Annotated in this window: 21 protein-coding genes and 1 tRNA gene; 11 read left to right on the forward strand and 11 right to left on the reverse strand. The window is 54.9% G+C overall.

All coding sequences use genetic code 11. The annotated features are described in order from the left end of the window. Nucleotides 1-55: 55 nt before the first annotated feature. The gene (locus ALMA_RS05195; RefSeq protein WP_377866983.1) at nt 56-2,026 is read right to left on the reverse strand and encodes a heavy metal translocating P-type ATPase; all 1,971 of its coding nucleotides are present in this window, start codon (nt 2,024-2,026) and stop codon (nt 56-58) included. A gap of 130 nt (nt 2,027-2,156) precedes the next feature. Between ALMA_RS05195 and ALMA_RS05200 the strand changes: the two genes are divergently transcribed. After that, on the forward strand, nt 2,157-2,561 hold the full coding sequence (locus ALMA_RS05200; RefSeq protein WP_148140266.1) for an iron chaperone: 405 nt from the start codon (nt 2,157-2,159) through the stop codon (nt 2,559-2,561). Nucleotides 2,562-2,710: 149 nt separating this feature from the next. Here the strand turns inward: ALMA_RS05200 and ALMA_RS08180 are convergent, their stop codons facing one another. Then, nucleotides 2,711-9,787 (reverse strand): hypothetical protein, encoded by a 7,077-nt coding sequence (locus tag ALMA_RS08180; RefSeq protein WP_169712317.1) that lies wholly within the window; start codon nt 9,785-9,787, stop codon nt 2,711-2,713. Between the two features lie 140 nt (nt 9,788-9,927). On the opposite strand from ALMA_RS08180, the gene ALMA_RS05210 reads away from it, so the two are divergent. Beyond that, entirely contained in the window at nt 9,928-10,878 is a 951-nt protein-coding gene (locus ALMA_RS05210) for a LysR family transcriptional regulator (protein ID WP_094726680.1), read from the forward strand. A gap of 246 nt (nt 10,879-11,124) precedes the next feature. Here the strand turns inward: ALMA_RS05210 and ALMA_RS05215 are convergent, their stop codons facing one another. Together ALMA_RS05215 and ALMA_RS05220 are read right to left on the reverse strand one after the other, a co-directional pair. Next, complete coding sequence (locus ALMA_RS05215; protein WP_094726681.1) at nt 11,125-12,213, reverse strand: site-specific integrase; 1,089 nt, start codon at nt 12,211-12,213, stop codon at nt 11,125-11,127. Next, entirely contained in the window at nt 12,213-12,869 is a 657-nt protein-coding gene (locus tag ALMA_RS05220) for a helix-turn-helix domain-containing protein (RefSeq protein WP_094726682.1), read from the reverse strand. The genes ALMA_RS05215 and ALMA_RS05220 overlap by 1 nt, the downstream gene beginning before the upstream one ends. Nucleotides 12,870-13,032: 163 nt before the next feature. Between ALMA_RS05220 and ALMA_RS08365 the strand changes: the two genes are divergently transcribed. From ALMA_RS08365 to ALMA_RS05260, 8 genes are all read left to right on the forward strand, one after another. Next, nucleotides 13,033-13,218, forward strand: coding sequence for a helix-turn-helix transcriptional regulator (locus ALMA_RS08365; RefSeq protein WP_158520661.1), 186 nt, complete (start codon nt 13,033-13,035; stop codon nt 13,216-13,218). Beyond that, the gene (locus tag ALMA_RS05230; RefSeq protein WP_094726684.1) at nt 13,205-13,732 is read left to right on the forward strand and encodes a hypothetical protein; all 528 of its coding nucleotides are present in this window, start codon (nt 13,205-13,207) and stop codon (nt 13,730-13,732) included. Before ALMA_RS08365 ends, ALMA_RS05230 begins: the two co-directional genes overlap by 14 nt. A 41-nt stretch (nt 13,733-13,773) precedes the next feature. Further along, nucleotides 13,774-15,414 carry an AAA family ATPase gene (locus tag ALMA_RS05235; protein ID WP_094726685.1) on the forward strand — a complete coding sequence of 547 codons (1,641 nt, stop codon included), beginning with the start codon at nt 13,774-13,776 and terminating at the stop codon, nt 15,412-15,414. Between the two features lie 44 nt (nt 15,415-15,458). Beyond that, complete coding sequence (locus ALMA_RS05240; protein ID WP_094726686.1) at nt 15,459-15,932, forward strand: hypothetical protein; 474 nt, start codon at nt 15,459-15,461, stop codon at nt 15,930-15,932. A gap of 16 nt (nt 15,933-15,948) precedes the next feature. Next, nucleotides 15,949-16,164, forward strand: coding sequence for a hypothetical protein (locus ALMA_RS05245; protein ID WP_094726687.1), 216 nt, complete (start codon nt 15,949-15,951; stop codon nt 16,162-16,164). Beyond that, nucleotides 16,154-16,387 carry a hypothetical protein gene (locus ALMA_RS05250; RefSeq protein WP_094726688.1) on the forward strand — a complete coding sequence of 78 codons (234 nt, stop codon included), beginning with the start codon at nt 16,154-16,156 and terminating at the stop codon, nt 16,385-16,387. The genes ALMA_RS05245 and ALMA_RS05250 overlap by 11 nt, the downstream gene beginning before the upstream one ends. Beyond that, entirely contained in the window at nt 16,380-17,123 is a 744-nt protein-coding gene (locus tag ALMA_RS05255; RefSeq protein WP_094726689.1) for a hypothetical protein, read from the forward strand. Before ALMA_RS05250 ends, ALMA_RS05255 begins: the two co-directional genes overlap by 8 nt. Before the next feature lie 157 nt (nt 17,124-17,280). Beyond that, on the forward strand, nt 17,281-18,117 hold the full coding sequence (locus ALMA_RS05260) for a phage major capsid protein (protein ID WP_094726690.1): 837 nt from the start codon (nt 17,281-17,283) through the stop codon (nt 18,115-18,117). Nucleotides 18,118-18,638: 521 nt separating this feature from the next. Here the strand turns inward: ALMA_RS05260 and ALMA_RS05265 are convergent. The 5 genes from ALMA_RS05265 to ALMA_RS05285 all read right to left on the reverse strand — a co-directional run bounded on the left by ALMA_RS05265 (nt 18,639) and on the right by ALMA_RS05285 (nt 22,733). After that, nucleotides 18,639-18,712: transfer RNA gene (locus ALMA_RS05265), tRNA-Gly, on the reverse strand. A 95-nt stretch (nt 18,713-18,807) separates the two neighbouring features. Further along, nucleotides 18,808-19,656: an ABC transporter permease gene (locus tag ALMA_RS05270; RefSeq protein WP_094726691.1), complete on the reverse strand. Its 849-nt coding sequence runs from the start codon at nt 19,654-19,656 to the stop codon at nt 18,808-18,810. After that, the gene (locus ALMA_RS05275; protein WP_244568884.1) at nt 19,653-20,351 is read right to left on the reverse strand and encodes an ABC transporter permease; all 699 of its coding nucleotides are present in this window, start codon (nt 20,349-20,351) and stop codon (nt 19,653-19,655) included. The genes ALMA_RS05270 and ALMA_RS05275 overlap by 4 nt, the downstream gene beginning before the upstream one ends. Nucleotides 20,352-20,437: 86 nt before the next feature. Next, nucleotides 20,438-21,472: an ABC transporter ATP-binding protein gene (locus ALMA_RS05280; protein ID WP_094726693.1), complete on the reverse strand. Its 1,035-nt coding sequence runs from the start codon at nt 21,470-21,472 to the stop codon at nt 20,438-20,440. Beyond that, nucleotides 21,462-22,733 (reverse strand): hypothetical protein, encoded by a 1,272-nt coding sequence (locus ALMA_RS05285; protein ID WP_158520662.1) that lies wholly within the window; start codon nt 22,731-22,733, stop codon nt 21,462-21,464. Before ALMA_RS05285 ends, ALMA_RS05280 begins: the two co-directional genes overlap by 11 nt. Before the next feature lie 336 nt (nt 22,734-23,069). Here ALMA_RS05285 and ALMA_RS05290 point away from each other — a divergent pair, with 336 nt between their 5' ends. Further along, nucleotides 23,070-24,467: an MFS transporter gene (locus ALMA_RS05290; protein ID WP_094726695.1), complete on the forward strand. Its 1,398-nt coding sequence runs from the start codon at nt 23,070-23,072 to the stop codon at nt 24,465-24,467. 13 nt (nt 24,468-24,480) lie between these two features. On the opposite strand, the gene htpX is transcribed toward ALMA_RS05290, so the two are convergent. Further along, nucleotides 24,481-25,389 carry a zinc metalloprotease HtpX gene (gene htpX / locus ALMA_RS05295; RefSeq protein ID WP_094726696.1) on the reverse strand — a complete coding sequence of 303 codons (909 nt, stop codon included), beginning with the start codon at nt 25,387-25,389 and terminating at the stop codon, nt 24,481-24,483. Nucleotides 25,390-25,392: 3 nt separating this feature from the next. Continuing rightward, on the reverse strand, nt 25,393-26,922 hold the full coding sequence (locus ALMA_RS05300; RefSeq protein ID WP_094726697.1) for an FAD-dependent oxidoreductase: 1,530 nt from the start codon (nt 26,920-26,922) through the stop codon (nt 25,393-25,395). Nucleotides 26,923-26,949: the final 27 nt, after the last annotated feature.

Here is a 26,949-nt window from a genome sequence, read left to right on the forward strand (position 1 = left end):
TAGCCGAGGAAACGATCAACCCCGGCGGCATCTCGAGCCTCATCGATCTCATCCATCATGCGTGACTCCGCACCGCCGTCAGCGCCCACACTATAGACACCACGTCGATGGCTTCCTGCCCGAACGCGCCCACCACGGCCGGCACCATGCCGAACGCCGCCGCGAGCATGCCCACGACCGCGAGGCTCAGGCCGAGCAGCACCGCCTGGAGCATGACAGTGCGCGTGCGCTGAGCGATGCGGATGGCGTCCGGCAGCGCGGACAGGTCGTCGTTCATGATGACCAATTGCGCCGTTTCGGACGCTGCCGTGCTCGACCCGTCCGTCAGCGCCACGCCCACGTCCGCGCTGGCGAGCACCGGCGCATCGTTCACGCCGTCGCCCACCATGAGCGTGACGCCGCGCGTGGCCTGCACGATGCGCTGCTTGCCCTCCGGCAGTAGCGCCGCGTGCACGCGCTCGTCCGCGATGCCCACGCTGTGCGCGATAGCGCGTGCGGCATCCGGCCCGTCTCCCGTGAGCATAAAGATCTGCTTTCCCATGCTTTCCAATTCTTCCACTGTCTTCCTCGCCTCATCCCGAGCCGTATCTGCGAGGATAATGCGCCCGAGCAGCTCACCGTCGAGACTCACGTATGCGGCCATGGAGGACGGCTCGAGGTCACGATGATGCTGGCGCTGGTTTCGGCGCAGGCCGGCGCGCGCGAAACCCTCGTCTTCACTGTTCTGGGTCACGAAAGCCTCACGCCCTATGCGGATAGTATGACCATCTATCTGAGCTGAGATGCCGAGACCACTGTGCTCGACCACGTGGGAGATGTGCTCGGGATTCAGCAGCTCGAGTTCTTCGGTGGTAAGCTGCGAGCGCGCCTGCTCGCCTGCTCGCGTGATACCCCGCGCGAGAATGTGGATGGAGTAGGACTCCACCGCGCCTGCGGCGGCGAGGAGAAGAGCGTCAGAAATGGCTGTATGTGCGGCAGTGCGCTCCACACGAATAACGCGTGGCTGCTTTACTGTGAGCGTGCCCGTTTTATCAAAGAATATGTGGGTGACTCGGGTCAACTGCTCGATGACGTCCTGCGTTTTGATGAGGACACCTCGAGCGGAAAGTTGGGATGTGCCGCCCAAATACGCGACCGGAGCTGCGATGAGAAGCGGGCACGGCGTGGCCAGAACGAGGACCTGCGCAAAACGTAGCGGCGTTCCGCTGACGAACCAGGCGATGCCCGCGATGGCAAAAGCGAGAACAGTAAACGGCACAGCGAGCAAATCCGCGGTCTTCACGACCTGCGGACGCGAGCTGCGCGCAGACTCCACGAGCGCGACGATGCGCTGATACTGCGAATCCGCGGCGCGGGCGGTGGCACGCATGGTAAACGCGGCGGCGCCATTGACAGCACCAGAGGGCACGCGCTGAGCTGTCAGAACGGTACGAGGCAGCGGTTCGCCGTTAATCATGGACAGATCCACCACCGCGCGATCGCTCAGCAGCACGCCATCGACCGGAACAGTCTCGCCCGGCAGCACCTGCAGCACGTCCATGACCTGAACGTCTGCCGCGGGAAGGTCTCGCGCGGTGTGGGACTCTGCGGTGTTCGCCTCTGCTGCGTGGGCGCTGACGGCGCTGGTAGTGCTGAGCACGTGCGCGACCTGCGGAACGGCGGCAAGCAGTGTGGTGAGGTTCTGCTGCGCCGAACGCTCAGCATACTCTTCGATGGCCGCGCCCGAGTAAATCATGAGCACCACAGTCCATGACGCCCAGTACTCGCCCACAGCCAGCGTGGATAGGATGGCCACGACGGCGAGGATATCCAGCCCCACATGCCCTTCGCGAATGTCCGCGATCATGCCGCGGAGCGTGTCAGCCACGGTCGCGAGAACGAGGGCAGCGACGAGGAGGATGCGGGTGGACTCTGCAGCAGAATCGTGTCCGGGAAGGATGACTGGCGCGGTGTATGGGACGGTGTAGGGCACGATGTACGGCACGAGAAGGAGCGCTACGAGGACGGCAAGCGTGACGAACAGCATGGGCACGCGGCGAATGGCCGACCATATGGTGTGGAGCTTTGTGTCAAGCTTTGACTGGGTCACAGTGCACCTCTCTGTTCTCTATATCCTGAACCTTTTCACTACTGTACCGCTTGGTATACTGCGAGGTATGACAGATATGGATTTTCTTCCGGATGATTTTGCTGAATACCTCGAGGGGTCGCGCGTTCCGGACACAACACGTGAACTCTTGCGCGAGGTGCTCAGCTGGATGTGCGCCACACATCCGGAGCTCGAGACGCGCATAGCGTGGAATCAGCCTATGTTCACCCATCATGGAACTTTTATCGCGGGATTCTCCGCCTCGAGTAAGCACCTGAGCTTCGCACCGGAAGTGCCTGTACTCGAGCAGCTCCGCTCGGCTTTTAGCGAGCGAGGATATAAATGCTTGAAGAAGACAGTAAATCTGCCACTGAGTCTGTCTCTCCCCTTCGACCTACTCGACGAAGCAGTGGCAGCTCAGATGGAGCTGAAGAAGGATGTGACGAGCTTCTGGCTGCCGAGCGCGAAGTAAGTGGCGAGGGGTGAGTGGCGTCACCCGAGATTAAACAGATAAAAAACTTACGCCGAATATGTAGCCATTTCAGACCCTTGCGGAAGTGAAAAATGGCTACATATTCGGCGTAAGTTTTATCAGTGTCGGGATATACGGTATCGCTCAGCCTAACGCTTCACGCTACGACGTCCCTTCACTGCTAGTGCCATACCTGTGAAGGCTGCCACTGAAGCGACACCGACCATCACCATAACAGCCACGCCCGTGCGGGCCAGACGCGCAGCAGGTTTCTCCTGCTTTCGCGGCTGTGCCGGCTGAGGCTGGGTAGGCACCTGCTTTGGTTCTTCTGGAGTAGAAGGATCCGTAGGAGGGACTACCACTTCTGGCTTTGGCTCAGGCTGAGGCTCTGGTTCAGGAGTCGGAGTCGGGTCCGGTGTCGGAGTAGGATCTGGATCTGGATCTGGCTCAGGGTCCGGCACTGGCTTCTTCGTGGTCAGCAGAGTCAAGCGAATGCCACCATCATTCGTCGAGGCGGTGTACGCATCCGTACCATCTGGCCACTGACGCGCTGTCCAGGCAAAGTCGAATGCTTCGCGGCGCTCGCCTGCAGCTGGCGAGGACGTCGCCGTGGCCACAGCAGCGAATGTACCGTTTACCGTACCCGTCACCGTCAGATACTGACCGGCTGCCAGATCATCAGACACATGAACATCCTGTACTGTGAGGTTCAACCACTCACTCGTGTCATCCACTGCTGCCTTCAGCTTCGCATACGTATCCAGCGATGCTGCATCCTTCACAGTGAAGGTCACCGTGAGAACACGGCGAGAGGAATCCAGCGTGACGGTATCCACAGCGAATGCAGAACCGAAGCCTTCCGCCTGCACTGCTTCCTTATTCAGTCCTTCTGGGAATGTCATTCCCTCAGGAAGGGTAAGCGTGGCAGTGAAACCGACGGAACGGATATCTACACCTATGCTTGTAGGATCCACGGAGTCACCGAAGCGAGATGCTATCGCGCTCATCTGTTCCTTGATATCCGCGGTATGGATACGCCCAGTCAGTGGTACAGTGGCACCCACTTCTACCTCGGCTGGAGCCTTCTCGGTAGAGTCTGTGCCTGTGACCAAGTCACCGGCCAGTGTCTGAGGAGCGGTGCGCGGCACGAGAACGGTAAAGCTGATGGCCTTATTTGCGTCATCGGTAATACCGAAGTCACGTCCTTCAGCTGTCTGCTCGCCAGTCCAGTGGAAGACAAACGCCTTACGCGCTTCGCCCGATGCCGAGGTAGCGATGGACGCAAAGTCACCGTCTATCGTTCCCGTAGCCGTCAGTGTATCGCCCGGCTTCACATCCGCAGACACCTTCACACCCGGAACAGTAATGCGCATCGTATCGCCGAGCGCATCCACAGCAGCCTTCAGCTGAGCATAATTGGATATACCAGACTTCAAGCCCAGCGTCACATCCACGCGACGACCATCTGCCGAAAGCGCCGCACTCGTCACGCTAAACGTATCTGCGAAACCATCCAGCTTCAGAGCAGACGCGAGCGCTTCAGACGACGTCTGCGTGAAGCTCAGGCCTTCCGGAAGCGTGATGCTCGCGCGGAACGTGGACGAGAGCTCGCTCAGCGCGATGCCAGCGAGGTCAGACGGATTCCCGAACTGCTCCTCTATCGCGGCCATCTGCTGCTTAATACGCGTCGTGTCTACAGAACCACTCAGGTCGACGAGCTCATTCGCATAGGCTGGGTAGTACGCGTCATGCTCGGTATTCGTGCCAGAGAGCATGTCTGCAGGAAGCGAGCTCGAGAGCGCTCCCGGAACCACAGCGGTAAAGCGGATGGAGTTATCCTCCGCGCCAGCCGCCGCATCCTTACCCTCAGCAGTCTGCTCACCTGCCCAGCGGAATGCGAAGGCTCGACGCGTGCCGCTCGCCGATGTGGCGATGGAGGCGAAGTCGCCATCTATCGTTCCCGTAGCCGTCAGTGTATCGCCCGGCTTCACATCCGCAGATACCTTCACACCCGGCACGGTAATGCGCATCGTATCGCCGAGAGCATCTACAGCAGCCTTCAGCTGAGCATAATTGGATATACCAGACTTCAAGCCCAGCGTCACATCCACGCGACGACCATCTGCCGAAAGCGCCGCACTCGTCACGCTAAACGTATCCGCGAAACCATCCAGCTTCAGGGCAGACGCGTCCAGCCCAGACGGAAGCTCCATGCCTGCAGGAACAGTCATGCTCGCGCGGAACGTGGACGAAAGGTCACTCAGCGAGATGCCAGCGAGGTCAGACGGATTCCCGAACTGAGACTCTATCTCAGCCATCTGCTGCTTAATGCGCGTGGTATCCACCGCACCGGTCAGGTCGAAGCTCGAGCCAGCGAAGACAGGATACATCTCCGCGTGCTCGGTATTCGTACCGGAGAGCATGTCTGCTGGCAGAGCGCCCGAAAGCACTCCCGGAACCACAGCGGTGAAGCGGATGGAATTATCCTCCGCGCCAGCCGCCGCATCCTTACCCTCAGCAGTCTGCTCACCAGTCCAGCGGAAGGAGTACGCCTTCGTGGTACCCGACTGCGAGGTGGCGAGCGCGCGGAACGTGCCCTGGACGGTGCCGTGCATGGTCAGCTGGGTGCCCGCGGCTGTGCCTTCCGGCACGTGCACGCCTGGTATAGTCACGTACATCCAGCCGGCGCGGGCGCCTTCTCCCGTGCCTGCAGCATTCACCACGGCGCGCAGATCCGCGTATGTATGAATGGCGGACGCGTCCTTCAGACCGAAGGTGACGGTGACAGTACGTGCGTTCGAGCCTGCTTCAGCGCTCGAGTCTGCATCTGCCGCGTCTGCGCCGCCCACGCTCACATCCGTGACCACGAATCCGGAACCGAAGTACTGCGTAGCGGAGTTCAGCGCTTCTGGAGTCAGGCTCGTAGCCGCTGGCAGCTCCATGCCGTCAGGCACAGTAAACTCAGCGGTGAACTTAAAGCCCTTAATGTCCACAGAGATGGTGGAACCATCTGGGTCTCCAAACTGGTGTTCTATCTCACTCATCTGGTCGCGGATACTCTGGACGTTTACAGCGCCCACCATGTCTAGTGTTTTTCCAGCGAAGACTGGATAGACCGCGTCATGCTCGGTATTCAGTGTGGTCTTATCCGCCGCGTCGCTCACAGACAGCATGTCTGCTGGCAGTTTCAGATCCAGCGGAACAGGTGTGGCGAACGTAACCTGGATGGTCTCGAGGTTCGGAGCTACAGAGTCCTTCCCCGCTTCCGTCTGACGTCCAGTCCACAGGAAGGAGAAGTCCTTCTCCGTGCCCGTTCCGTTCGAAGAGGTGGCCACGGCGTCGAATGTGCCCTGAATGGTTCCCTTAACCGTGAGAAGCTTTCCATCTTCCACACTGTCCTGAATGAGAATGCCTGGAATGGTGAGCTTCATGGTATCTGCTACAGCGTTTACAGCATCCTTCAGCTGCGCGTAGTTCGTTATGCCGTCCTTCAGCTTCAGCGTGATGGTGGTGGTGCGCTTATCCTCGGAGAGCTGAACGCCACCTTCAGGAGATACAGCGAAGGTATCCGCGAAACCGCTCAGCTGTATATCCTCAGCCTTCAGATTCGCAGGCAGCTCCATGCCTTCTGGCAGAGTGATCCTCGCTGTAAAGGTGGAGGACATCTCTGAAAGTGCTATGGAGGACAGATCCGCAGGATTCCCGAACTGCTGCTCAATGGCAGACATCTGCTGCTTAATGGATGTGGTGTCTATGGTGCCGGTCACGCTCACGCGCGAGCCCTGCGTCACGCTGAGCGGAGCGCTCGCTGTAGTGTCCTGAGCACCGGATTCCACAGCAGCGAGCATGTCTGCACCGAGCGTGCCTTCGTATGGCTTCTTCACGAGGACGGTAAGAGTCTCCTCATCGGATGCCAGAGTGGAGCGGAACCTCGTCACAGTCGTGCCATCCACAGTCGTGCCATCATCCGCTATCACGCCGAATGAGCCTGTGACAGTACTCGTCACTGGAAGTTCATCACCATTCTGCACACTAGAGCCATCCACAGTAACATCTGGGACGGTGACGGTAAGCGAATCAGCAGATACGGAGGCTGTAGGATCCGCGTCATTCGTATCCTCTGCAGCGCGAAGCATGCTTCGGAATGCAGAACGTACTGGCTCGAGTACCGTCTCTTCTGATGCTGTATCTGTGAGTGCTTTCTTCAAGTCCGCATACGTTCGGTATGTCTTCTTCAGCCCGAGAGTGACCGTAATGGTCTTTCCCTTAGCCTGCGCATCCTTGACTTCGAAGAGCTCGCCCATGCCTTCAGGGTCGAGCTTCACACTCTGTGCGCTCACTTCTGCTGGTGCCTGCACATGGTCTGGAAGCGTGAAGATATACGTGAGCTGAGTCTGCAGGTCTGTCAGAGAAATCTTATCGTCGGCGGTTCCTACATACTGTTCATGGATAGCCAGCATCTTCTTCTTGAGTGCATCGAGCTGACTCGTGCGGCTTATGCTGAAGGTACCGTTCGTCGATACATCCACTTTCAGCGGCTGCGTGCTGTCTTTTTGTCCAATTTCCGAATCTCCAGTGACAGCTCCTGGCACAGAGATGTCCTCCTGTACCGTAGGAACCTTCGGGTCATCCTCCCAGGAAAGGTAATACGTCGCATCTGCGGTGTATGCCGGATCATCTCCCTCGCTGAGGGTAATTCCGAAGAAGGATACTGGCTCGAAACTCACCTTTTTTCCTGTACCCTGCGGATTCGTATACCAGTTCGACGCATCACTGAGTACATACCCTGCACGGCGTATAGCTGCAGCGGTAGGAGTGATATCCTTACGCTCGAAAGCGCCCAGTATCTCACTGAGCTTCTGCTTATACTTCGCACCAGCCTTTACCACAGCCACTTCACCACCGTACAGTGGGTCGGTCTCTATGGTAAAGATATCTGGATGCGTCTTAAAGACACTCGTCTTATCGAAGGTGCCACCGCGCGCGGAGAATGCTACACGATACACGTTATCCGTGAACTGCGCATACACATCGAGCTGAGTTTCCTTCTCGCTGAAAGTGAGTGTATCTCCAGGCTTAAGCTCACCACTCGATGCGCTCGATCCCTTCGTCCACTTGCTAAACGTCTTTCCGGCAGGAGTGAAGCCTTCCACAGCCTTAGCGACATCCTCATAGGACAGTACGGATGCGGAAGTCTCCGAAGCCACCACGCTCTGGATATAATCCACACCAGAACCGTTATGGTAGACGATGGTCTTCGCATCCCACTTCGCATACACATCTGTATCTGCAGTGAACGTCGTGGTCGCGAAGTCAAATGGCTGCTCCGCGCCCTGTGCATCCTTATAATACCAGCCGAGGAACTTCACTCCTGTGGAGTCCACTGGAGTGCCGACTTCAGTATTCCCTTCGACTACACCGAGGTTATATCCACGAATAGTCTGCTCACTCTTCGTACCCTTCGAGCCGTCTGCAAAGGTAGCGTTTCCGTTATTCAGCTTAAAGGACACGTGCGCTGATGGAACCCATACGTGTTTCTTTCCATCTGCAGATGCATTCTTTACTTTATACTCATACGGAGCACCCAGCTTATTTACAGGGCTGAGGACATCCGTAGCAGTGTCTGCGAGGGTGAAGAGGTACAGCTTCTCATTCCCATTCGCTTCACCATTCGTCGGGATAGCCTGTCCAGACTGGTATCCCGGAGCGTACTTGACGAGATGTGAGCCACCCGTCACGATGTACTGACCCGTACCAGCCTGTCCGAGTCCATTATCTGCATCTGCCTTTCCAGGAGTATTTACTACCGAATCTCCGAGGAACTGGATAGAGCCTTTCTGTACACCAAACTGCCCACCTGAGTGCTCAGCACTGTCGAGCGTTCCACCGTTTTCGAAGATGGCAGTACCGTCGTTAATATTCAGGCCACCGTTATTATTATTCCTGAACTTTAAGGTAGCGCCATTATCGACGCGAATCTTATTCCCGTATCCCGTGGTGAGACCTTTAGCGCGCCAGTGGGTATGGAAGTTCTTTATTTCGAGTACGGACTTATTCGTGATGTGGAGTTCGCCCACATTCCATGAATTCTCGAAGTAGAATCCAGTCTGGTAGCGCACTCCTCCCTCGTCCACTGTCATGGTCGAGTTATCCAGCGTCATCGGCCCCTTCACATAGAAAGGTAACCTGTAGAAGTTCAGCTGAGAGTTCTGAGCAGTAAAACCATTAAACTCATACAGCTGCCACTTATCCGAGTCATAGCGCTGGTTCAGCACCATGTTAGTCAGATGCCCTTCCGGGTTATAGCTCTGGAAGTACCCATTCGTGATGTCCATCTTCACAGCACCTTCAGCAGAACCGAGAACGTCCCCTACGAGCCTAAAAGCAGAACCATTCTTCGGGAAGGTGAAGTGATAGTCACCATCAGACAGGACAGCGTTTTTCGCTATATCTATAGCGGTGTTCCCATCCCCTAAGCTCATGCTCAGAGATGCCCCGGCAGCGGACTCCATACGAGATCCTGAGGTGAGCGCTATGGCCGCGCCCGGATTACCCGCCACACTCACTGCACCCTCCACGCGCAGCGTGACGCCCTGAGGCACTTCCACCTTCGTCCAGCCTGTAAAGCTTCCCGTAATGTGGATGGTTTTTATCTCAGCATGTGCCTTCTGCACCTCGAGCGCCTTCGCCATGGTCTTCAGCGCTGTGGACTGGTCAGCACCCGTAGCAGAGTCATCTCCGTTCGTACCATCCACCCACACATCCTGCTGAGCGGCCGATTCCGCGCTAGATTCGCTCGGGGTGCTCGGCGCGCTCGGCTCAGCTGCCTCTGCCCCAGCTGGCTGAGCGACTGCTGGCGTCTCCGCTGGAGCGCTCGGCGCAGCTACCGGCGCTGGCACAGCATCACGCTCGCTCGGCTGATCACCCGGCTGCACATCCGGCGCAGGCTTTTCATCCGCCTCGCTTGGCTTTTCGCCCTCAGCAGGCTTTCCCGTCTCACCAGGCGCTTCAGTGCCCGTCCCCGCAGGAGCCGTAGGAGCAGCAGGCATCGCAGCAGGCGTTCCTCCTGGCGTCCCCTCATCTGCCACAGCTGGCAGCGCTGGCACGAGCATGGCTGCTGTGACCACGAATGCCACGGCAGTGCGCAGGATGGTGTGGCCGAGCCTCCTGCCGAGCCATGCCCCACCAGTAGGGTACAGTTCAGTCCTTCTCTTCTCCGGTTTCATGATTCCCCCGTTAAAAAACGTACGGCATAGTACGCAGGCACCTCCTCCACACCGTGCCTCGTGTGTATGCCCCTCTTCTGTACCCTCTATTTTACTCCTTCCCCTGCCCCACAGACACCCACACACGCTATACTCAATCTATGGTTAATACTGCAGATCTCCGTCAGCTCGTCACTTTCGCGCGCAAGGGTACGCTCTCCGCAGCAGCGCGAGAATTGCACATGTCTCAGCCGTCGCTGACGCGGACCATGCACAGACTCGAGGCGGAATTTAAAGTCTCGCTGTTCGACCGAAATTCCGGCAGCGTCGCGCTGAACGCCACCGGACAGCTCGCCGTGCAGGAAGCCGAGCGCGTCATCGAGCTGCACGACCAGATGCTCGAACGCGTCCGCGCGTTCTACCTCCAGCAGCGTAGCATCTCTATCCTCTCGTGCGCACCGCTGCCGCTGACTATCGTCGAGCGGATCATCGCGAACGCGTACCCGGATCTGACCATCCAGTCCGCGCTCGAGGAGGACGAAGACGTGGTCCTGCAGGCCATCGAGCCGGATGCGGAAGGACCGGCAGGCGCGGCGGGCGCTCACGTGGATCTCACCATCGTGCGCAGACCGCTGTCCGCGGACGAGCAGAAGGCGCGCGGCCTCGTGTGCGTGCCTGTGCTGCGCGAGACGCTGTACCTGTCCGTGCCGAAAGACCATCTGCTGGCACAGCGCGAAAGCCTGCATTTTAGCGATTTTAACGGCTACAGCATCATTTTGCGGCCGGACATCGGCTTCTGGATGGATGTGGTGCGTCAGCATCTGCCGGCCTCGCAGCTTCTCGTGCAGCAGGACGCGAAGGCTTTTCATACCATCGCCGCGCAGAGCGATTTCTTCTACTTCAGCACGAGCGCGTTCCTCGCCATGGCGGACGAGGATAATCCGCTGCAGCTGCCGGGAGAGCACCGCCCGGACCCGAGCCGCGCGTTTATTAAGATTCTGGACGAGGATGCCACGTCGGAGTTTTACTGCGTGTGCCGCGCTGAGCAGCTTCCGGCGCTCGGCGGATTGCTCCGCGAGGTGCAGACGGCCGGAAAGGCGTTCGAGAGGTAGACGCGCTGAGGGCAATTCTTCCGAGTCCTGACGGATGGTGTAAAGATGTGGCATAACCACTACCCAGCGCGGTCTACCAAAGCTTCAAACCCCAGCGTTTAAGCCAAAACGAAATGGAGCGGATGACGGGAGTCGAACCCTAATTTTACGTATTCATAAGTGGTCATAAGTGTTCAAGAGTGGCGGAACTAAAGGCCTTTCACAGTCATAAGTGGTCATAAGTGTTCATAACTATTCAGAAGAATGTTATAGAGATGTTATAGAGACTTCTATAACATCGTTAATACTGTCAGCTACCTTATGCATGTCTTTGTCGAATAAATCCGCGTACGTGTCTAATGTCATGCTCGCGTTCTTATGTCCTAGCATTTTTTGCACGGCCTTAACGTTCGCACCCGAGCTAATGGCTATACTCGCCGCCGTATGCCGTAAATCATGCACAGCCAAGGACGGCACGCCGCTCTCTCGGATAGCCTTCGCGTACCAACCATTATTGTGTCTAGACTGCTCATGCAAGTGTCCGCCATCCCAGCCAGTAAAAACAAGGGCGCTAGGCTTCTTACCTTCGATGTCTTTGGCCAGTTCACGCATAATGAGCCGAGGGACGGGCACTATTCTATTTTCCCACGTCTTCGGAGCGCCCTCGACATGCTCGCGACCAGCACGAACATAGTTCCTATGCACGCTAATAGTGTTCTTATTCGTGTCTATGTCTTCTACTCTGAGCGCGCTCGCTTCACCCCACCTAAGCCCACAGAAACCGAGAACCAAGATAAGTGTTCTATGTTCGCCACTCGCGTTAGCTAGGCTAATGACTTGCTCGGGTGTTAAATAGGTGCGCTGCTTACGCATTTTTCTTGGCAGCGTAATATGTTCGCATGGGCTTACCTTTATAAGTCCGTCACGCATAGCCATCTCATAAATACCCTTAAGACACCCATAGGCGCGTAAAACCACGGTAGCGCTCTTCTCTTGAGCTAGTTCACTCACCCATGCTTGAACGTGGCTAGGCTTGATACTATTCAGCTTCCTACGCCCCCATTTAGGCAGTACATGCACGCGTAGAGCGCTCTCAAGATCACGCATGTATGTAGGCTTACTTACGCCCTTCTTGGCTTCATACCACTGTGGGGCTAATGCTGCTATGGTTGAGTTCGATTTTATCGGGTCTGTGAACGTGCCCGCTTCCATGGCTGTGAGTGTTTCCGCTATCCATTGTTGAGCGTCTCTCTTGCGTCTAAAGCCGCCCTTCGTGTGTTGTTTCCCGTTTTCGTCTCTGTAGGATACATAGAAGCGTTTGCCCGTGCTTGAGCTGTATTCATGAACACTTCCCATTATGCAGCGTCCTTCTTTGGGTCATGGTTATAGTACTTCCCATAATCGTCTTCCCAATATAATGCCTGTATTTGTATTGGGATTGCGTCCATTATGCCATCTCTCACATCTACACCATTTAAGTAGTCTAGAAACTCTTGAGATGTATAGACTTCCGTTATTGTATCGTGCAGCGTTAAACCCGTAGACAAGAGCCATTCTCTAAGTGGCTTCATAGGCTCTTCGAGTAGTTCGGCTGCCTTTGTGTACTCGCCGAACCCTTTTAAGCGCCCTTCTTTGTCGCCTCTTTCGTCATACGCCTTTGCGACTTTAAATAGCTCACCTATGGCATTGTTAAGTTCTCCGAATTGTTTCATTGTGTGATGAACTTCAAGAAGAACGTTCCCGAATTCTTCTACCCCTATGGGCAAGTCATCCCAATAGCGCGACTCTACGCCCGCTATTTCTCTCACTTCAACATGAAAGAATTGAGCTAATGCGATAGCTTCGCCGGCGGTTACTTTTCTCTGCCCGCGTTCTATTCTCGATAAGGTCATGCCGTTCCAGTCGAAGCCGATTGACTGCATGTGCTTAGTTATTTCAGCTTGACTATATCCAGCACTTTCGCGTTCGTTTGCTAGCCCTTTGCCAAAAAGATTATCTAGTGAGTTTGCCATAGCTTCATTATACACATTTGAACACTTATGGATAGTTATAACACGCTAATATCACTTTTGGAGTTGACATAGATAAAAATGATATATACCATCGTTCATAACATATTCCGATAGCCGATATCGGAAAAGTATAGAAACGAGGTTAGAACTCATGCAAGAGTATATGACTCTAGAAGAGTCCGCGGAATACCTCCGCATAAGCCCATCCACACTACGAAGACTCATCCACAAGGGTGAAGCCCCTTACCAGTTCCGCCCAGCCGGCCGAAAAATGGTCTTCCGAAAAATCGATTTAGACATGTGGGCAAACAAGCGAGTACAGGAAGGAAAAAAGAATGACAAGCGCTAAGGCAATCGAAGAGAGAGCAAATAACACAGCCTACACGCTGAACGTTGTCCGCGACTTTATACTATCGGCAGCGTTCGGAGAAGGAGGAGTGAACGCGGCAAGCGCGTACACGTGGCGGACCGCTAACGTGCTCGCCACATACGTGTACCTCGACCATTGCGGTATAGATCATCCGGCCGTAGAGTGCGTAGGAACTAAAGACATGCCCGCGTTCTTCATGACTGTGTTCGCTGCTGCACTCATGGATAAGTCCACTATGCGTGTCGGGGTCCAGGCCGACCCAGCTCAGAGCGTTATACAGATACCTGAAACGCCCCAATATGATGTGAACCGGTATGAGAGTGCTCTCGGCCGCTTCCCCTTCTATCGCGAACTAAACGACCTCATGTACATGTATAGGCGCGTACATGAGAGCGCTCAGAGCAATGTGGATACTATACGCATTCAAAAAGACCCGTTCGACTATTGCATGCGCTTACTTGCCGAACGGGTCAGAGTCGAAACGATTAACTAAACCGCCCAACCCCGAGAAGTAGAAAGGAGACTACACCTATTATGGTACATTTTGATGCGGATATAAACCCGTTTGAAGACGAACGGTATATACGAGAAGACGACGGGTATATAAATCCGTTCGAGAAGTATGTAGACCGTAGCGTGATTAGCAATGTCGATAGTAACGACATTGGGCGCGTGAAGCGGCTTAAGTTCACGCCAGCCAGCGAGGTGAAGACTAGTAAGCAGCACTATATAGACTTCCCGGCCTTTCCGCTCGACATGGTCACGCTCATATCGGGGCGCGCGGGCGTAGGTAAATCCACGTACGCGCTCTACAAGCTCGCGAGAGCCACAGAAGGCAGCCTAGAAGGCGACTATAAGGGCAAGCCTATAAACGTGGCTATTTTTGCTAAGGAAGATACTCAGAGCATGCAAAAAGCGCGCCTACAGGCAGCCGGGGCGAATCTGGAACACGTTTATTTTGGTGACGCTCAGAGCGTTGTGGATGGCGTGGCTGTGGAGAGTGATATAAGCATACCGGACGACCTTCCAGCTATCCGCCAGCTCATCGAAGACTACGACATACGCATGCTATGCATAGACCCACTCAACAGTTATATGAGTGGGGACACGAATCGGAAGGACGATGTACGTAGAGCGTTAGATCCCCTCGCGCGCCTTGCTCAGCAGTGCCACGTGAGTATCCTCGGCATAGTTCACTTTAATAAGGGTGGCGGCTACGCGTCGGATAAGATGAGTGGCTCTCACGCGTTCAGAGACATAGCACGCTCCGTCCTCTTGGTTGCGAAGAATGACGAGACGGGCGAATGCGTCGTAACCCTCGATAAATCACAGTACACGCAATCCGGGCAGAATTGGAAGTTTAATCTCCAAGCCTGTGAGATACGTAGCGATGATGGCGAGCGTATGAGCGTGGCACGCGTGGCTAACGTGGAGGAGACGGACACGACTGTGAACGATGTTATCAATATTAACATTGCTCAAAGTTCCGACGCTGTAGCCGAAGCGCGAGACGAGTCCATGAGTGAAACACTCGAATTCCTTATAGATTTCCTACAAGAAAACGAGGGGCACGCGAGCACGAAGGACATTAAAAAGGCGGGGCGCGAAGCCGGCTACGATTGGAAGCAGCTTACGAACGTGAAGAGTCGTAACCTCGACCGGATTAAGGTTACGCGCACGTCTCAGCGCGGCTATGAGTGGGCGTTAACAAGCATGGTACAGACGTCTTTTGATGGTCTCAATAAAGCCAGTCTAGCTACTCACGAGGATAGTCTAGCTACTCATGCGAAAAACGAGGGGGAGAAGCTAGAACGCGAGCATTCGCAAGGGTTGAGCGACGTTTTTAGCTCTAGCTACTCAGCTACTCAAGAACATGAGAAGCCTCTAGCTACTCACATTCTCACAGACGGTGAGAAGCTAGAAAACTCCAGTATTTCCAACACGTCTAGCTTCTCACAGCCTAAAAGTAGCCAGAATGTCGTGAGTAGCCAGAACGTCGAGGATTTAGACGAGTGGGAGAAGACTCTACCGGCTTACGCTAGTGACCTCGACTACTCGACTCTCACCGTGTCACAGCTCGACCACTTGGCCGCGCATAAGCCGGGACTATGGGCGCAAAAAGCGCGCGACGAGAAGAAGCATCGTAGCCAGTTAGCAACTGTAGAAAACAACTAACCCACCACACTACTTTGTAGGATACACACAAAAGGATTATAGCTATGACGAACATAGTTAACGAGCCGGCCACGAGCAGCCAAGCCACGGCAAACGACGGCGAGCCGCTCGAATTTCATCTAGCGCCCCACGGCACAGCCTTCGCCCTGTGCGGCAAGCTCATCCCGCTAGAAACGACCGTACAGGCCAGTGGGACGGCCGAAGCGATGGACATGGGTACTATATGCCCACTCTGTGAGTTGGAGCGTGACATGCTCGCGAGCGAAGGCCACTACATGGGTCTGACCGTCTCACAGTCGAAGCAGCGGGACATGTTTACCGTCTTCGTGCTCACGTTCGCGAAGGCGAGTATGAACGAGTACGTGCATGCTGTCGAGGATGTTTCTCTCTGCTCGCGTATTTGCGAGGGCAACATAAGTATTAGTGATGTTGAGCGTCTCGCTCAGTATGCTCGCGTGGACACTATGGCACTCATGGCATTGTTCGCGCAAAAGATTTCCACAAACAACAAGGAATAAGGAAGGAAAAAGAAAAATGAAAGCAAAGAACATGCCTAATCTCGGCGACTTCGATACGATGAAGTTTCTCGCTGAGGTTGATGTAGAGGAAGCGCATAAGAAGCTTCTGAAAGCACGCTACATGGTGATGAAGTATGAGCGTGTGGAAGCTCAGTGCCGTCAAGTGCTCGCGAACATTATCGCGGAAGAGTATCGGCGTAGAGAGGAGGAGGAAGCCAAGTATGCAGCCTAACGAACTTACTCACACCGTTTTACCGGCTGACCTCGCTCAGAGTATCCTCGACCGGCTCGAAACTACGCCAGCCGAGCCGGTGAAAAGGAAGCGCAAGCGTCGCCATAAGACAACCGCCCAGCGCATGCGCAAGCTGAAAGAGCGTATAGCAATGCTCGAAGAAACGAACCGCGCTTATGCGCAAGCCTTAGAAAACATAGAAAGGATAGCCCACAATGCCTAACGAGACTATAGCCCCTCAGGACTCCGTAAACGCCCCACAGGCAGACGAAACCACGCCACGCGTGGAAGAAGCCACGGCAGACTCTCACGAGCCTGTAGAAGGCGCAGAACGGTCTAAAGCGAACGAGGAAGCAAAACGCTACCGGCTGAAAGCCAAAGAGCTAAAAAACCAGCTCGCCAACATGCAGACTGCTAGCCGTCTCGCCCTCGACAAAGCCGCGAAGGAGCGCGACCAGATAGCGGAAGAACGAGATCAGGCATACAAGCAAATAGGCGAACTCAGCGAAGCTATGGACGAGCTGAAGTATAGAACGCTCGCCATGCAGATTAAAGCCGTTAATGCGCTCGTGGATAACGGTGTGAGTCTCTCGCCGTCAGGCTTGCCGATGGCCGGGCGGCGCTCATGGGGGTACACAGACAAGGCACACTATAGTATGGAAGTCATCGACCCCGAAGCGTTAGAACAATGGTTAGCAGACCCGAGCAACCTCCGTAAAGTGGAGGTTGACACGAAAACCGGTCTAAGCGTGGACGAACTTCTAGCACTCTCGCCTAAGCGGTTGAACACGCTCATAGCGAAACACCTGTATGCGAATGCTCGCTATATGATGAAGCTTATTCAGCCAAGCAAAGCAAGCGGGCTAACCATACACGAAGCCACGCGCTCGCACGGTCTACAAGCGTCGAACATGGGCTACATGTTTGACCGTATGAAGTCCGGTGAAGCCTACTGGTAGGCCAATCATGCTAAACTAGAGGTTAGAAGACGCGTGATGTGTCTTCTGCCAGCTTAACGCCCGTGGCGTACTGAAGAGTATTAACCCAGTACCCCACGGGCGCTACTTTTTGCCCGTCAACGAAGAGGGTACACACATCTGAAAGGAACACAAAAACATGAGTCTCTCAACACTCATCAACAACGAAGCAGCGTTCAAAAATGCGACTGCTATAGCTCCAGTAGAAGCCATTCCGTCAGCTCTCATCATGACCCACTCGACCGTAATGGCGAACATCGAAGGCGACCAGCCAACCGCGCGCATAGCCTACGTGAGCGTAGACCCAACGGCCGAGATAACCGCGGAAGGCGCTCAGATAAACGAAAGCCAGCCAACCATCAGCGAACTCGTCGTAGGAACACAGAAAGTCGCCGAACTCACCGTAATAACGAACGAAGCGTATAGACATGATTACGTGCCCGAGCTCATCGGCAATAGCCTGAGCAAGGCTATAACCGCCAAGGCGGACACGCTCTTCCTCGGCGCTCCAGCAAGCGAGGATAGCGAAAAGGCTAACCACGTGACCGGCCTAGTAAACTACAAGGGTATCGTAGACGGGGGGACTCTCGATGGGTCTCTCGACGCCATCATAGACACCATGAGCATAATAGCCGCAAACGGGGGAACGCCATCGAACATTGTCATGGGCTTCGACGCGTGGGCGGTCTTGCTCAAGCTCAAGGGTGCAGACAAGCGCGCCATAATCAGCCCGGACGTGGCCAACTCGGCCGAGCCTATGTTGTTCGGTGTGCCTGTGACTCTCTCGAACCGCTGCCCGGCTAAGACTATTCTCATACTCGACTCTAGCGAGATTATTAGCGCCGTCGGCGAAGTACAGGCAGCCACAAGCTCCGAACGCTACTTCGAGAACGATAGTATCGGACTCCGCGCCACATTCCGCTTCGGCTATGGTATCCTCCACCCGAACCGCGTGGCAAAGATAGCCGTAGCATAGAGCTAGTTAACGTGGGGAAGCCACCCCACCCGTTTGGGGTGGCTGTTCACCCGGCGCATAGCGCTGTTTTACCCCCATAGTTTGCTTATCGGGACACCCTGAACGGGTCATAGGCTCACAGCGTTTCCCGGTAACGTTTCGTTATCGAGTTCATGATCCTAAATAATAGTTAGGGTCACATGAGTTCACTATTACTTAACTCATCGCCCTATGTATTCCTTAGCCCGTGATGTAACTAATGGTTACGGCATGCCGTCGGTATTGCCGACCCCACGGGGGTATGCCCGGGTGGGGTGGTGGTCTGCCACCTCGGGCAAAGGGCTTAAATCTCCCCAAAAACAAGCAGTAGCGTAACCATAGGCCGAGGGGGGTAGCGTAACACGACCCCCCTAGAGTGTTACGAGAGATTTTATACCCGTCTCTATTAATCCATTGTTATAAAATGTTATAGAGATGTTATAGAGAAGTGTTATTTTTCTTTTTTCTTCGCTTGAAACCCTAGTGTTTAAGCCACATCTCAGTGGAGCGGATGACGGGAGTCGAACCCGCCTCTAGAGCTTGGGAAGCTCTCATTCTACCGATGAACTACATCCGCGCACGTGCTTCTCAAAAGTGCACACGAAGCACGTGATTAGTGTAACACCTCCTCGGAAAAAACGCGACGCGTGTTTTCCAGTATTTTTCCGTTCTCTAGAATCCCAGTGATGAGAGCGTCCCGCGCTGGCGCTGCACTGCGAGACTTACACGCCACAGCACATAGCCGAGAAGGCACCACGCTACCCCTGAAATGAGCGTCAGGCCGAGAGAACCCACCCACGCATTTGCGTTATTCAGCACGACAGCTCTCGCAGCGTCGGTCACATGCGGTAGAGGAAGAACGCCGAACACGGAGCGAAGCACCCGAGGAAAGACACTCATAGGAGCTATCATTCCGCCTATTATAGGGAGAAATGCAGCGAGGATATTCGGGATAGTATACATATCTCGCGTCAGCAAGCTCACTGCCGCCACGCACACTGCGAAACCACAGGATGCGAGGATGGAGACGATGAGCGTAAGAAGCAGCTCTCCATATTGGAGGCTCAGAAGAGACCGAGCGTCCACAAGCAGCACTGTTACGAAGAAGGTAACGATGCTACTAACCGTAGTAATGCCCACCAGAGCACCTACGCGCCCTAACCATATCATCAGAGACGACTTCGGAGCAAAGATAACGTAAACGAGCGTCCCTTCGAATCTATCCCATGCGAGCGCTTCGGATACAGCCATACTCGTAGAGACTGCACACGCGCCGAATACTGCCGCATACGTCGCCTCCATAAGCTGCTGTCCCGATGCTTGCCCATGCTGCACCGCTAAATCTTCCCACGTGAGCACTCCCGAAAACAGTATGTACAGAAGGGTGGAGAGAAGTGGCTCTACGACCATCCTCATCATGGCCGTCTGCCAGGAACTTAAGCTCGGCATGCCATTCACAGCTATGCGCACTCCTATGCGGAAGCTCGTCCAGATTCGAGATTTTTTTATCATCATTCTCATAGCAGGTTCAGACTCCCCTCCTGAATGGCTTTACGCAGAATAATGTGCATCATGCGCTGCGCTATGATCATGTAAACCACAGTGAGCAGGATGCTGAGCGCAGAAAATCCCACGACTTCTGCAGATAGCGTCGATGCATGCGCTACACGCACAGCGGATGTCAGAGGATGAAAAAGCGCTATACCTCGCACTACCCCTGGCAGACTATCTGTATTCGCTACTATTCCAGACAGCATCCAGATAGGTAAGAGGATGAGTGGCTCATAGACTGTAGCCCTACTAAACAGAACGAAAAGCCCTGCCAGAAGTGCCGCAGATGCCACGCACGCGAGCACTGCCAGACAGTACCCGAACAGCTGTAGCCCTGCGACAGGAACGAAGCGTGCTTTCAGTACACTTTCCGTCACCCAGGAGACCGGCACGCCCACGCATCCGAGCATGGCCGCTGCTGCTACGATCGGGAGAAAAACCTGCGCAGGTGGAACTACACTCGTCGCCAGATACTGTAACGTACCTACGTATCTCTGGTAACCTATGATTCCCACTGCCAGCGTAGTGGATGACCATAAGCCAGCCATCGACGCATCCACCCATGCAGGCGCAGCCACACTCACACCACCAGACTGTGCTCCTCCAGCATCTGCTACAGCTTTCATGAGCAGAAAGCACAGCGGTGTCAGTACGGCGTTCATCATGAAAAACGACGTATGCGCTAAACTCTTAAGCTGGAACGCGCACCCGCGCGTATACCCCCGTATAGGGTCTTTCACTTTCGCTTCCATCAGCGGCTCACCCCATTACTCACCCCATTATGCAGAATGGACAGGTACACTTCTTCAAGGCTGGGCTCTCTCCTTCCGAGAAGCTGAAGCCCATAATCGGAGAGCGTTTTTTCAGCACTGGCCTGAGCGCTCGACGCCGAGAAGCCGCTCCACGCTATAGTCACAGTCCACAGTCCATGCGTTTTCACGGCCTCGTACCACTGCACTCCGTCGAGAGCATAGAGACTATCGCTATCATAGTCTTCTGCGCCATCTACTCCACATAGACCGCCCAGATTTCCACTACTGCATGAGTACACACTCATATGATGAATATTCTGCGAGGTGGCGAGCTCGTCTACCGTTCCGCGAGCGATGATCCTTCCCTCCCGGATTACCGCTACTGTATCAGCGAGCCTTTCCACTTCGCTCATTTCATGCGTAGTCATGAGGATAGCGGTGCCTTCTGCCTGCATACCTTGTATGAGGCTTCTCACATGTCGTGCACTCTCCGGGTCGAGACCCATGGTCGGCTCATCGAGCAGAACAAGCTGTGCATGATTGATGAGCGCTCGAGCTATGTGCAGCCGCTGCCACATGCCTCGCGAGAATGTCTGAACTCGCTGCTGAGCTTTATCAGCGAGATTCACACTCTCGAGTGCATCCTGAATACTCTTTTCACGTCCCACATAGGGCACTCCTGCCAGGTCTGCAAAGTACTGGAGATTATCATATGCACTCACATTCCTGTAGAATCCATTTTCTCCACCCAGTAGCAGAGCCATATGCTCACGCGCTTTACGCGGGTCTTTTACAGCATCTACTCCAGCCACGCCCACACTGCCACTATCCGGAGCTAATAGCGTCCCCGCTATCTTCACCGTCGTCGTTTTCCCCGCGCCATTCGGACCTACGAGGCAGAATATCTCTCCAGCACGTATCTGCATATTCAGATTATGAAGAACAGTATGCTCTATTCGGGATTTTCCACGTCCATGCGTATATGAGCGCGTGATGTTTTTCAGGTCGAGTACTGATATTTCTTTAGAATTCATGAGCTATATCTTTCCCGCTTTCCACCCTCGCGGTTGCTGAAATTCTTTCTGCAGTGCGAAAGCCTGCTAAATCTCCAGCCATATCTTCCATCATCTTTTTTGCTTTATCTTCGTGTCCTTCTTGATCATATGATGCTATGAGTATGTCTCGTAAGGTTCGCATTTGAGTAATTGCTCCCTCTTCCACTGCATACATTAATGCTTCCTCTGCTACCTTTATAGCTCTCTTATAGTCACCTTTAACATACTGAATATAGCTAAGCACTGATAAAGCTTCAGACTTATAGCCCAAATGCATAGACCGTATAATTTCCATATATTTCATGGCAGAGTTTTCAGCTTCATCTAGTTCTTTTCGTATGAGCTGAATCTGAATTCTATTAATAGTAATTTGTTGGAGAATCCTCTGAGCTTCATCACGACCAGTAGCCACTTGCCCATCCAGATTATATATTCTTTTATATGCAGAATCTATAATCTTTTTAGCAGCATCAAACTTTTTGTTCTTCCATAGAGCCAAACCTTTAAGGTTATCTGTAACACTAGAAAGAACCATCGCGTCCGTATCAGAAATCAAAAAACCAGACTGAGCATTTCGTATTATACGAAAATTCTCAGCGAGAGTTTCCATTCCTTCATGGACACGATTCACTCTTTTAATCTGCCATGCAGCTTTGCGAATACGAGAAAGTACAGCTTCCACAGGGCTATCATTGCCTATTTCTTCTAGAAGATAGTCATATACCTCTCCACTATGAACATCGGAAGCACTTAACGTATCCGCCATATATGTAAGAAGTGCAAGATTATGTAACTGAATTTTACCATTCCATAATCCTAGAGACAGCTCTTGAGCCTGTTTCCATTCCCCAGCAAAGTTCACAAGTACATCAAAATGCTGAACCATCTGGTGTTCGGACTGTACCAAGTTCTCAAACTGATTAATGAAGAACTGAGAGGAATATCGATTCTCATAATCCGATAAATCCATCCCTATCTTTCTCATCGATTCTCTAAGAAAAACCTGAGGATCTTCCCTCGAGCGCAATCCTAAATCACTAATATAGTTAGGAGACGAGTAGCTTCTCGATTTTATAGATTCAGGATAAAGGGCAGCAACGTTAGCGCGTAACCACAACGTATGCGGAATCTCTCCTTTTTTAACGACTAGTTTCCTTGCTAAATCCACGAATGGATTATTTTCTGTTATCATAATTCTTATTTGTCCTATAAACAATATAAGAAATACGACTGTACACATTACATTAATATGCACAGTCGTATCGCTATAGGTTTCCGGAGTTCCTAGTTTCGAGGAGCTTCAGGACTCATGTGATTCCATGCACCCAGTACGGCAGCAAACACCTTTTCAGTATCCGCTAGGCGACGTCGCACAGCATCAATAGTTTCTGCATACATAAGAACCTCCTTTCCTATATGCGTAGCTCCTGTTATACACCGAAAAAAATAGAATATTCTCGTTGTCTCACTTAGTGACCACTCATGTTTTCGCACTCCGATTTACGCCACGCACTACCACTGCGTTACACTATGTTCTAAGACCATGAAGCACCGCCGCACTATCATAGGAGATACCATGAGCGAAACACCCGCTACACAAGCACAAGCACCCGTACCATCACCACCACCCCGCGCCCTGCCCACCTCCCGCATCCTCTGGCTTTTCGCCATCGGTCAGCTGGGCTGGTCCATTCTGTCGGGCATCGTGAGCAATTGGCTCGTGTATTACTACCAGCCGAGCGCAGACCTGCTCAGCCGCGGTATGACCACCTTCATCACCCAGGGCGCTCTCGTCTTCGGCCTGACCATGATCGGTCTCATTACCGCCAGCGGTCGCCTCATCGACGCTTTCCTCGACCCGTGGATAGGCGCGAAATCGGACGCTTCGCGCCACCCGAAGGGCCGGCGCATGCCGTTTATGCGCTGGGCCGCCGTTCCGTTCGGCGTAGTGACTACACTCGTCTTCATCTCCCCGGTCAGCCACGAGTCCGCGCTGAATAATGCCGTGCTTTTCCTGCTCGTCCTCGCCTTCTACTTCTGCATGACCTGCTACTGCACGCCGTATAACGCGCTTATTCCAGAGCTCGGCCGCACGCAGGAACTGCGCATTAACGTATCCACCTCCATCTCCGTGACCTTCTTTGTGGGTACGGCTGTGGCTTACCTCGTGCCGAACATCGCCGCGCTTCTTCCGCACAGCTGGGGGTATGCGACGAACTTCCGCGTGACGGTGGGGATACTCAGCGCCGTGGCCATCGCGTGCATGCTCGTGCCGACGTTCACCATCGACGAGAAGCGGTACGCGGATGTAACGCCGTCTACCATCGGCATGTGGGAGAGCCTGAGTAAGACGTTTACGAACCGCGAATTCCAGATCTTCATCAGTTCGGACGTGCTCTACTGGATAGGCCTGACCATGTTCCAGACCGGTATGCCGTTTTACATTACGCAGCTCATGGGCTTCGACGACTCGATGACGTTCGTCTTCTTCGCCGGCATGACCGTCCTGTCCCTCGTTTTCTACCCTGCTGTGAATGTGGCGGCGAAGAAGTACGGAAAGAAGCCGCTCGTGGCGAGCGCGTTCCTGCTGTTCGTCCTCGGCTTCGTGCTGACGAGTCTGTCCGGCCAGTTCGGCATTCCGTCTGAGGTCTGGGCGTGTGTGATGGTCGTTCTCGCTGCCGTCCCGCTGGCAATTCTCGGCATTCTTCCACAGGCCGTCCTCGCCGACATCGCGCAGAGTGACGCGGTGCACACCCAGGAAAATCGCGAAGGTATGTTTTATGCTGCCCGCACATTCAGCATGAAGCTCGGCCAGTCCTTAGCCATGATAGCCTTCACGTCCCTGGCTCTGCTGGGGTCAGCCACTTTCGGATACCGTCTCACCGCCTTCGTCGCGGCGCTGCTGTGCCTGGCCGGCGGACTCATCTTTATGACGTATAACGAAAAGGCGACGCTCGAAAGCATCGCCTCGTAACTCGTTTACTGACCTACTGGTGGTACACAGGAATATCTGGACTCTGGCCCATCTCCCGCGCCATCTGATGCAGCCGCGCTATGCGCTGCTCGGTAGGTGGATGCGTAGAGAACAGTCTGCTCACATCCGCTGCGCGGAATGGACTGGAGATCATCATGGATGCCACATTCTGCGTGCCCGCCGTCTGACGTAGCGGAGCAGCCTGCACTCCCCGCTCTATCTTCTGCAGTGCAGAGGCGAGCGCGAGCGGGTCTCCACTGAGTGTGGAGCCATCCTCATCCGCGTCATACTCGCGCGTTCTGGAGATGGCCATCTGAATAAGAGATGCGGAAATTGGCGCTAAAATGATGGCCAGAACCGCGCCGATGGCCCCGAGCGGACTGCTCTCGCGCTCGTCGCGGCGCGAACCGCCGAAAAACTGCAGCGAATACGCCAGATACGAGATAATCGTGGCTAAAGCAGCCGCGATGGAGGACGTGAGGATGTCGCGGTTATACACGTGCATGAGCTCATGGCCGAGCACGCCGCGGATCTCGCGCTCGTCGAGCAGGTCGAGGATGCCAGCCGTGCAGCACACCGCAGCATGACGCTCGTTACGCCCCGTGGCGAAAGCGTTCGGCGAAAGCGTCGGCGCCACGTAGATGCGCGGCATCGGCTTTTCCGCCTTTCCTGAAAGCTCGCGGACCATCCGGTACAGCTGCGGATACTCCGCCTCACTCACCTCGCGCGCCTGCATGGACGCAAGCGAGAGCGAGTCGGAAAACCAGTAACTGCCGAACGTCATGACCAGCGATATGGCCGCGTAGATGCCCAGCGTGGCGGTGGAGCGGCTCGTGAAGTACCAGACGGCGAAAATGAGCGCCCACATGAGACCGAAAAGCGCGGCCGTTTTCGCGCCGTTCGCATGCCCGTGAATTTTCATATCTTACTCCTGCTTCGGCGCGGACTGCGCGGATGGAGCGGTCTTCTCACCACGCGCGATGGCACGCAGCTCGTCCTCGCTAATCACCTTAATGTGCTCGCGCTGCGCCGCAGCTCCCAGCGCACGCTCGTACGCGTCCACGCGCTGCCAGGCCGCGTAATCGAGCGGCTGCACGCCACGCTCGGCCAGAAGCTCGGCGATGTCCGCGCCCGCGCTGTCAGCGCTGTCCGATGCATTCACGAGCGCAGCCACGCGGCCTTTCTGCTCAGACGCCGCCCAGTCCGCCAGCACGTTCTCGACCGTTTCAAGCGCGTCCGACTTCGTCGAGCCGATAAGCCCCACCGGTCCGCGCTTCGCCCAGCCGGTCGCATACACGAACGGCATACCCGCGATGCGCCCACCCTCGTTATCGAGCGTATATGCGGCCTCGTCATACGGAATACCCGGAATTTCCGCCGGCTTGTAGCCGATGGCATGGTAGACCGCCTGCACCGGCACGTCGCGCACCTCGCCCGTGCCGCGCATAACGCCGCTCGCGTCCGTGACGGTCCGCTCGATGCGTACGGCCTGCACCGCGCCGTCCGCGCCATCTTCCCGCACGATTTCGAGCGGGTTCGCGTTAAAGTGCAGATGGAAGCGACGGCGCGCCGGCTGCCCCTCGAAGTCCACGCGCTCGGCCATCATCTTTTCGCTCATGGCGCGCACGGCGAGCAGTTCGTCCACCATCTGTCTGGTCAATTTATCCTCGCTCGCAGCGGCCATATGCGCGTCCGTGAGCACATCGTCGCTGAAATCTTCTGCGTATGTCACGATCTCCACACCCGGAAGCGCTTCGAGCTCGCGCAGCTCCTGCACACTGAACTTCGCATGCGTCACATCACGGCGCACAAAGACATGCACATCTTCAGCCTTATTCGCAGCCAAGCCGTCATACACATTCTGTGGAATGTCTGTGTGCAGCAAGTCATCTGGGTAGCGCACGAGCAGACGGGAGATATCCATGGCCACATTACCGCCGCCCAGTACTGCCACCTCGCGCGCCTCGAGAGGCCACTGCGCTGGAGCTGTAGGGTAGCCGTCGTACCACTCCACGAAGCGGGCGGCACCGAAGACGTTCGCCGCGTGCGCTCCTTCTGCGCCCTTCGAGCCCTTCGCGCCCTTCGCGCCTGGAATCTCGAGCGGGCGATCGTCCACCGCACCCGTCGCAAAGATGACAGCATCATAGCGCTGCGTCAAATCCTCGAGCTGAATATCGCGGCCAAACTCCACATCGGCCATGAGACGAATCTGCGGATTATTCAGTGTCTTTTCCAGCGCGCCAATGATGAACTTAATGGCCGGATGGTCTGGAGCCACACCATAGCGCACGAGGCCAAACGGCACAGGGAGCTTTTCGAAGAGGTCGATGTGCGCCGTCACATCCTCACCGAGGCCGAGCTCCTCACGCTTCGCCGCTATCTGACGCAGTAAGATGTCCGACACATACACGCCCGCCGGGCCGGCGCCTACCACTGCTACTGTAAAATCTCGCATTTTTCGCTGTTCTTTCTGTTTTTCCGT

Source organism: Alloscardovia macacae (genome assembly GCF_002259705.1).
Classification (GTDB): Bacteria; Actinomycetota; Actinomycetes; order Actinomycetales; family Bifidobacteriaceae; genus Alloscardovia; species Alloscardovia macacae.

Excerpts from the sequence above, each read along its gene's own strand:
- ALMA_RS05195 (WP_377866983.1), bottom strand. The coding sequence starts at position 2,026 with ATGCTGTTCGTCACGCTTGCCGTCCTCGTAGCGCTCCTTCTCGTGCCG.
- ALMA_RS05200 (WP_148140266.1), top strand. The coding sequence starts at position 2,157 with ATGACAGATATGGATTTTCTTCCGGATGATTTTGCTGAATACCTCGAG.
- ALMA_RS08180 (WP_169712317.1), bottom strand. The coding sequence starts at position 9,787 with ATGAAACCGGAGAAGAGAAGGACTGAACTGTACCCTACTGGTGGGGCA.
- ALMA_RS05210 (WP_094726680.1), top strand. The coding sequence starts at position 9,928 with ATGGTTAATACTGCAGATCTCCGTCAGCTCGTCACTTTCGCGCGCAAG.
- ALMA_RS05215 (WP_094726681.1), bottom strand. The coding sequence starts at position 12,213 with ATGGGAAGTGTTCATGAATACAGCTCAAGCACGGGCAAACGCTTCTAT.
- ALMA_RS05220 (WP_094726682.1), bottom strand. The coding sequence starts at position 12,869 with ATGGCAAACTCACTAGATAATCTTTTTGGCAAAGGGCTAGCAAACGAA.
- ALMA_RS08365 (WP_158520661.1), top strand. The coding sequence starts at position 13,033 with ATGACTCTAGAAGAGTCCGCGGAATACCTCCGCATAAGCCCATCCACA.
- ALMA_RS05230 (WP_094726684.1), top strand. The coding sequence starts at position 13,205 with ATGACAAGCGCTAAGGCAATCGAAGAGAGAGCAAATAACACAGCCTAC.
- ALMA_RS05235 (WP_094726685.1), top strand. The coding sequence starts at position 13,774 with ATGGTACATTTTGATGCGGATATAAACCCGTTTGAAGACGAACGGTAT.
- ALMA_RS05240 (WP_094726686.1), top strand. The coding sequence starts at position 15,459 with ATGACGAACATAGTTAACGAGCCGGCCACGAGCAGCCAAGCCACGGCA.
- ALMA_RS05245 (WP_094726687.1), top strand. The coding sequence starts at position 15,949 with ATGAAAGCAAAGAACATGCCTAATCTCGGCGACTTCGATACGATGAAG.
- ALMA_RS05250 (WP_094726688.1), top strand. The coding sequence starts at position 16,154 with ATGCAGCCTAACGAACTTACTCACACCGTTTTACCGGCTGACCTCGCT.
- ALMA_RS05255 (WP_094726689.1), top strand. The coding sequence starts at position 16,380 with ATGCCTAACGAGACTATAGCCCCTCAGGACTCCGTAAACGCCCCACAG.
- ALMA_RS05260 (WP_094726690.1), top strand. The coding sequence starts at position 17,281 with ATGAGTCTCTCAACACTCATCAACAACGAAGCAGCGTTCAAAAATGCG.
- ALMA_RS05270 (WP_094726691.1), bottom strand. The coding sequence starts at position 19,656 with ATGAGAATGATGATAAAAAAATCTCGAATCTGGACGAGCTTCCGCATA.
- ALMA_RS05275 (WP_244568884.1), bottom strand. The coding sequence starts at position 20,351 with ATGATGAACGCCGTACTGACACCGCTGTGCTTTCTGCTCATGAAAGCT.
- ALMA_RS05280 (WP_094726693.1), bottom strand. The coding sequence starts at position 21,472 with ATGAATTCTAAAGAAATATCAGTACTCGACCTGAAAAACATCACGCGC.
- ALMA_RS05285 (WP_158520662.1), bottom strand. The coding sequence starts at position 22,733 with ATGTGTACAGTCGTATTTCTTATATTGTTTATAGGACAAATAAGAATT.
- ALMA_RS05290 (WP_094726695.1), top strand. The coding sequence starts at position 23,070 with ATGAGCGAAACACCCGCTACACAAGCACAAGCACCCGTACCATCACCA.
- htpX (WP_094726696.1), bottom strand. The coding sequence starts at position 25,389 with ATGAAAATTCACGGGCATGCGAACGGCGCGAAAACGGCCGCGCTTTTC.
- ALMA_RS05300 (WP_094726697.1), bottom strand. The coding sequence starts at position 26,922 with ATGCGAGATTTTACAGTAGCAGTGGTAGGCGCCGGCCCGGCGGGCGTG.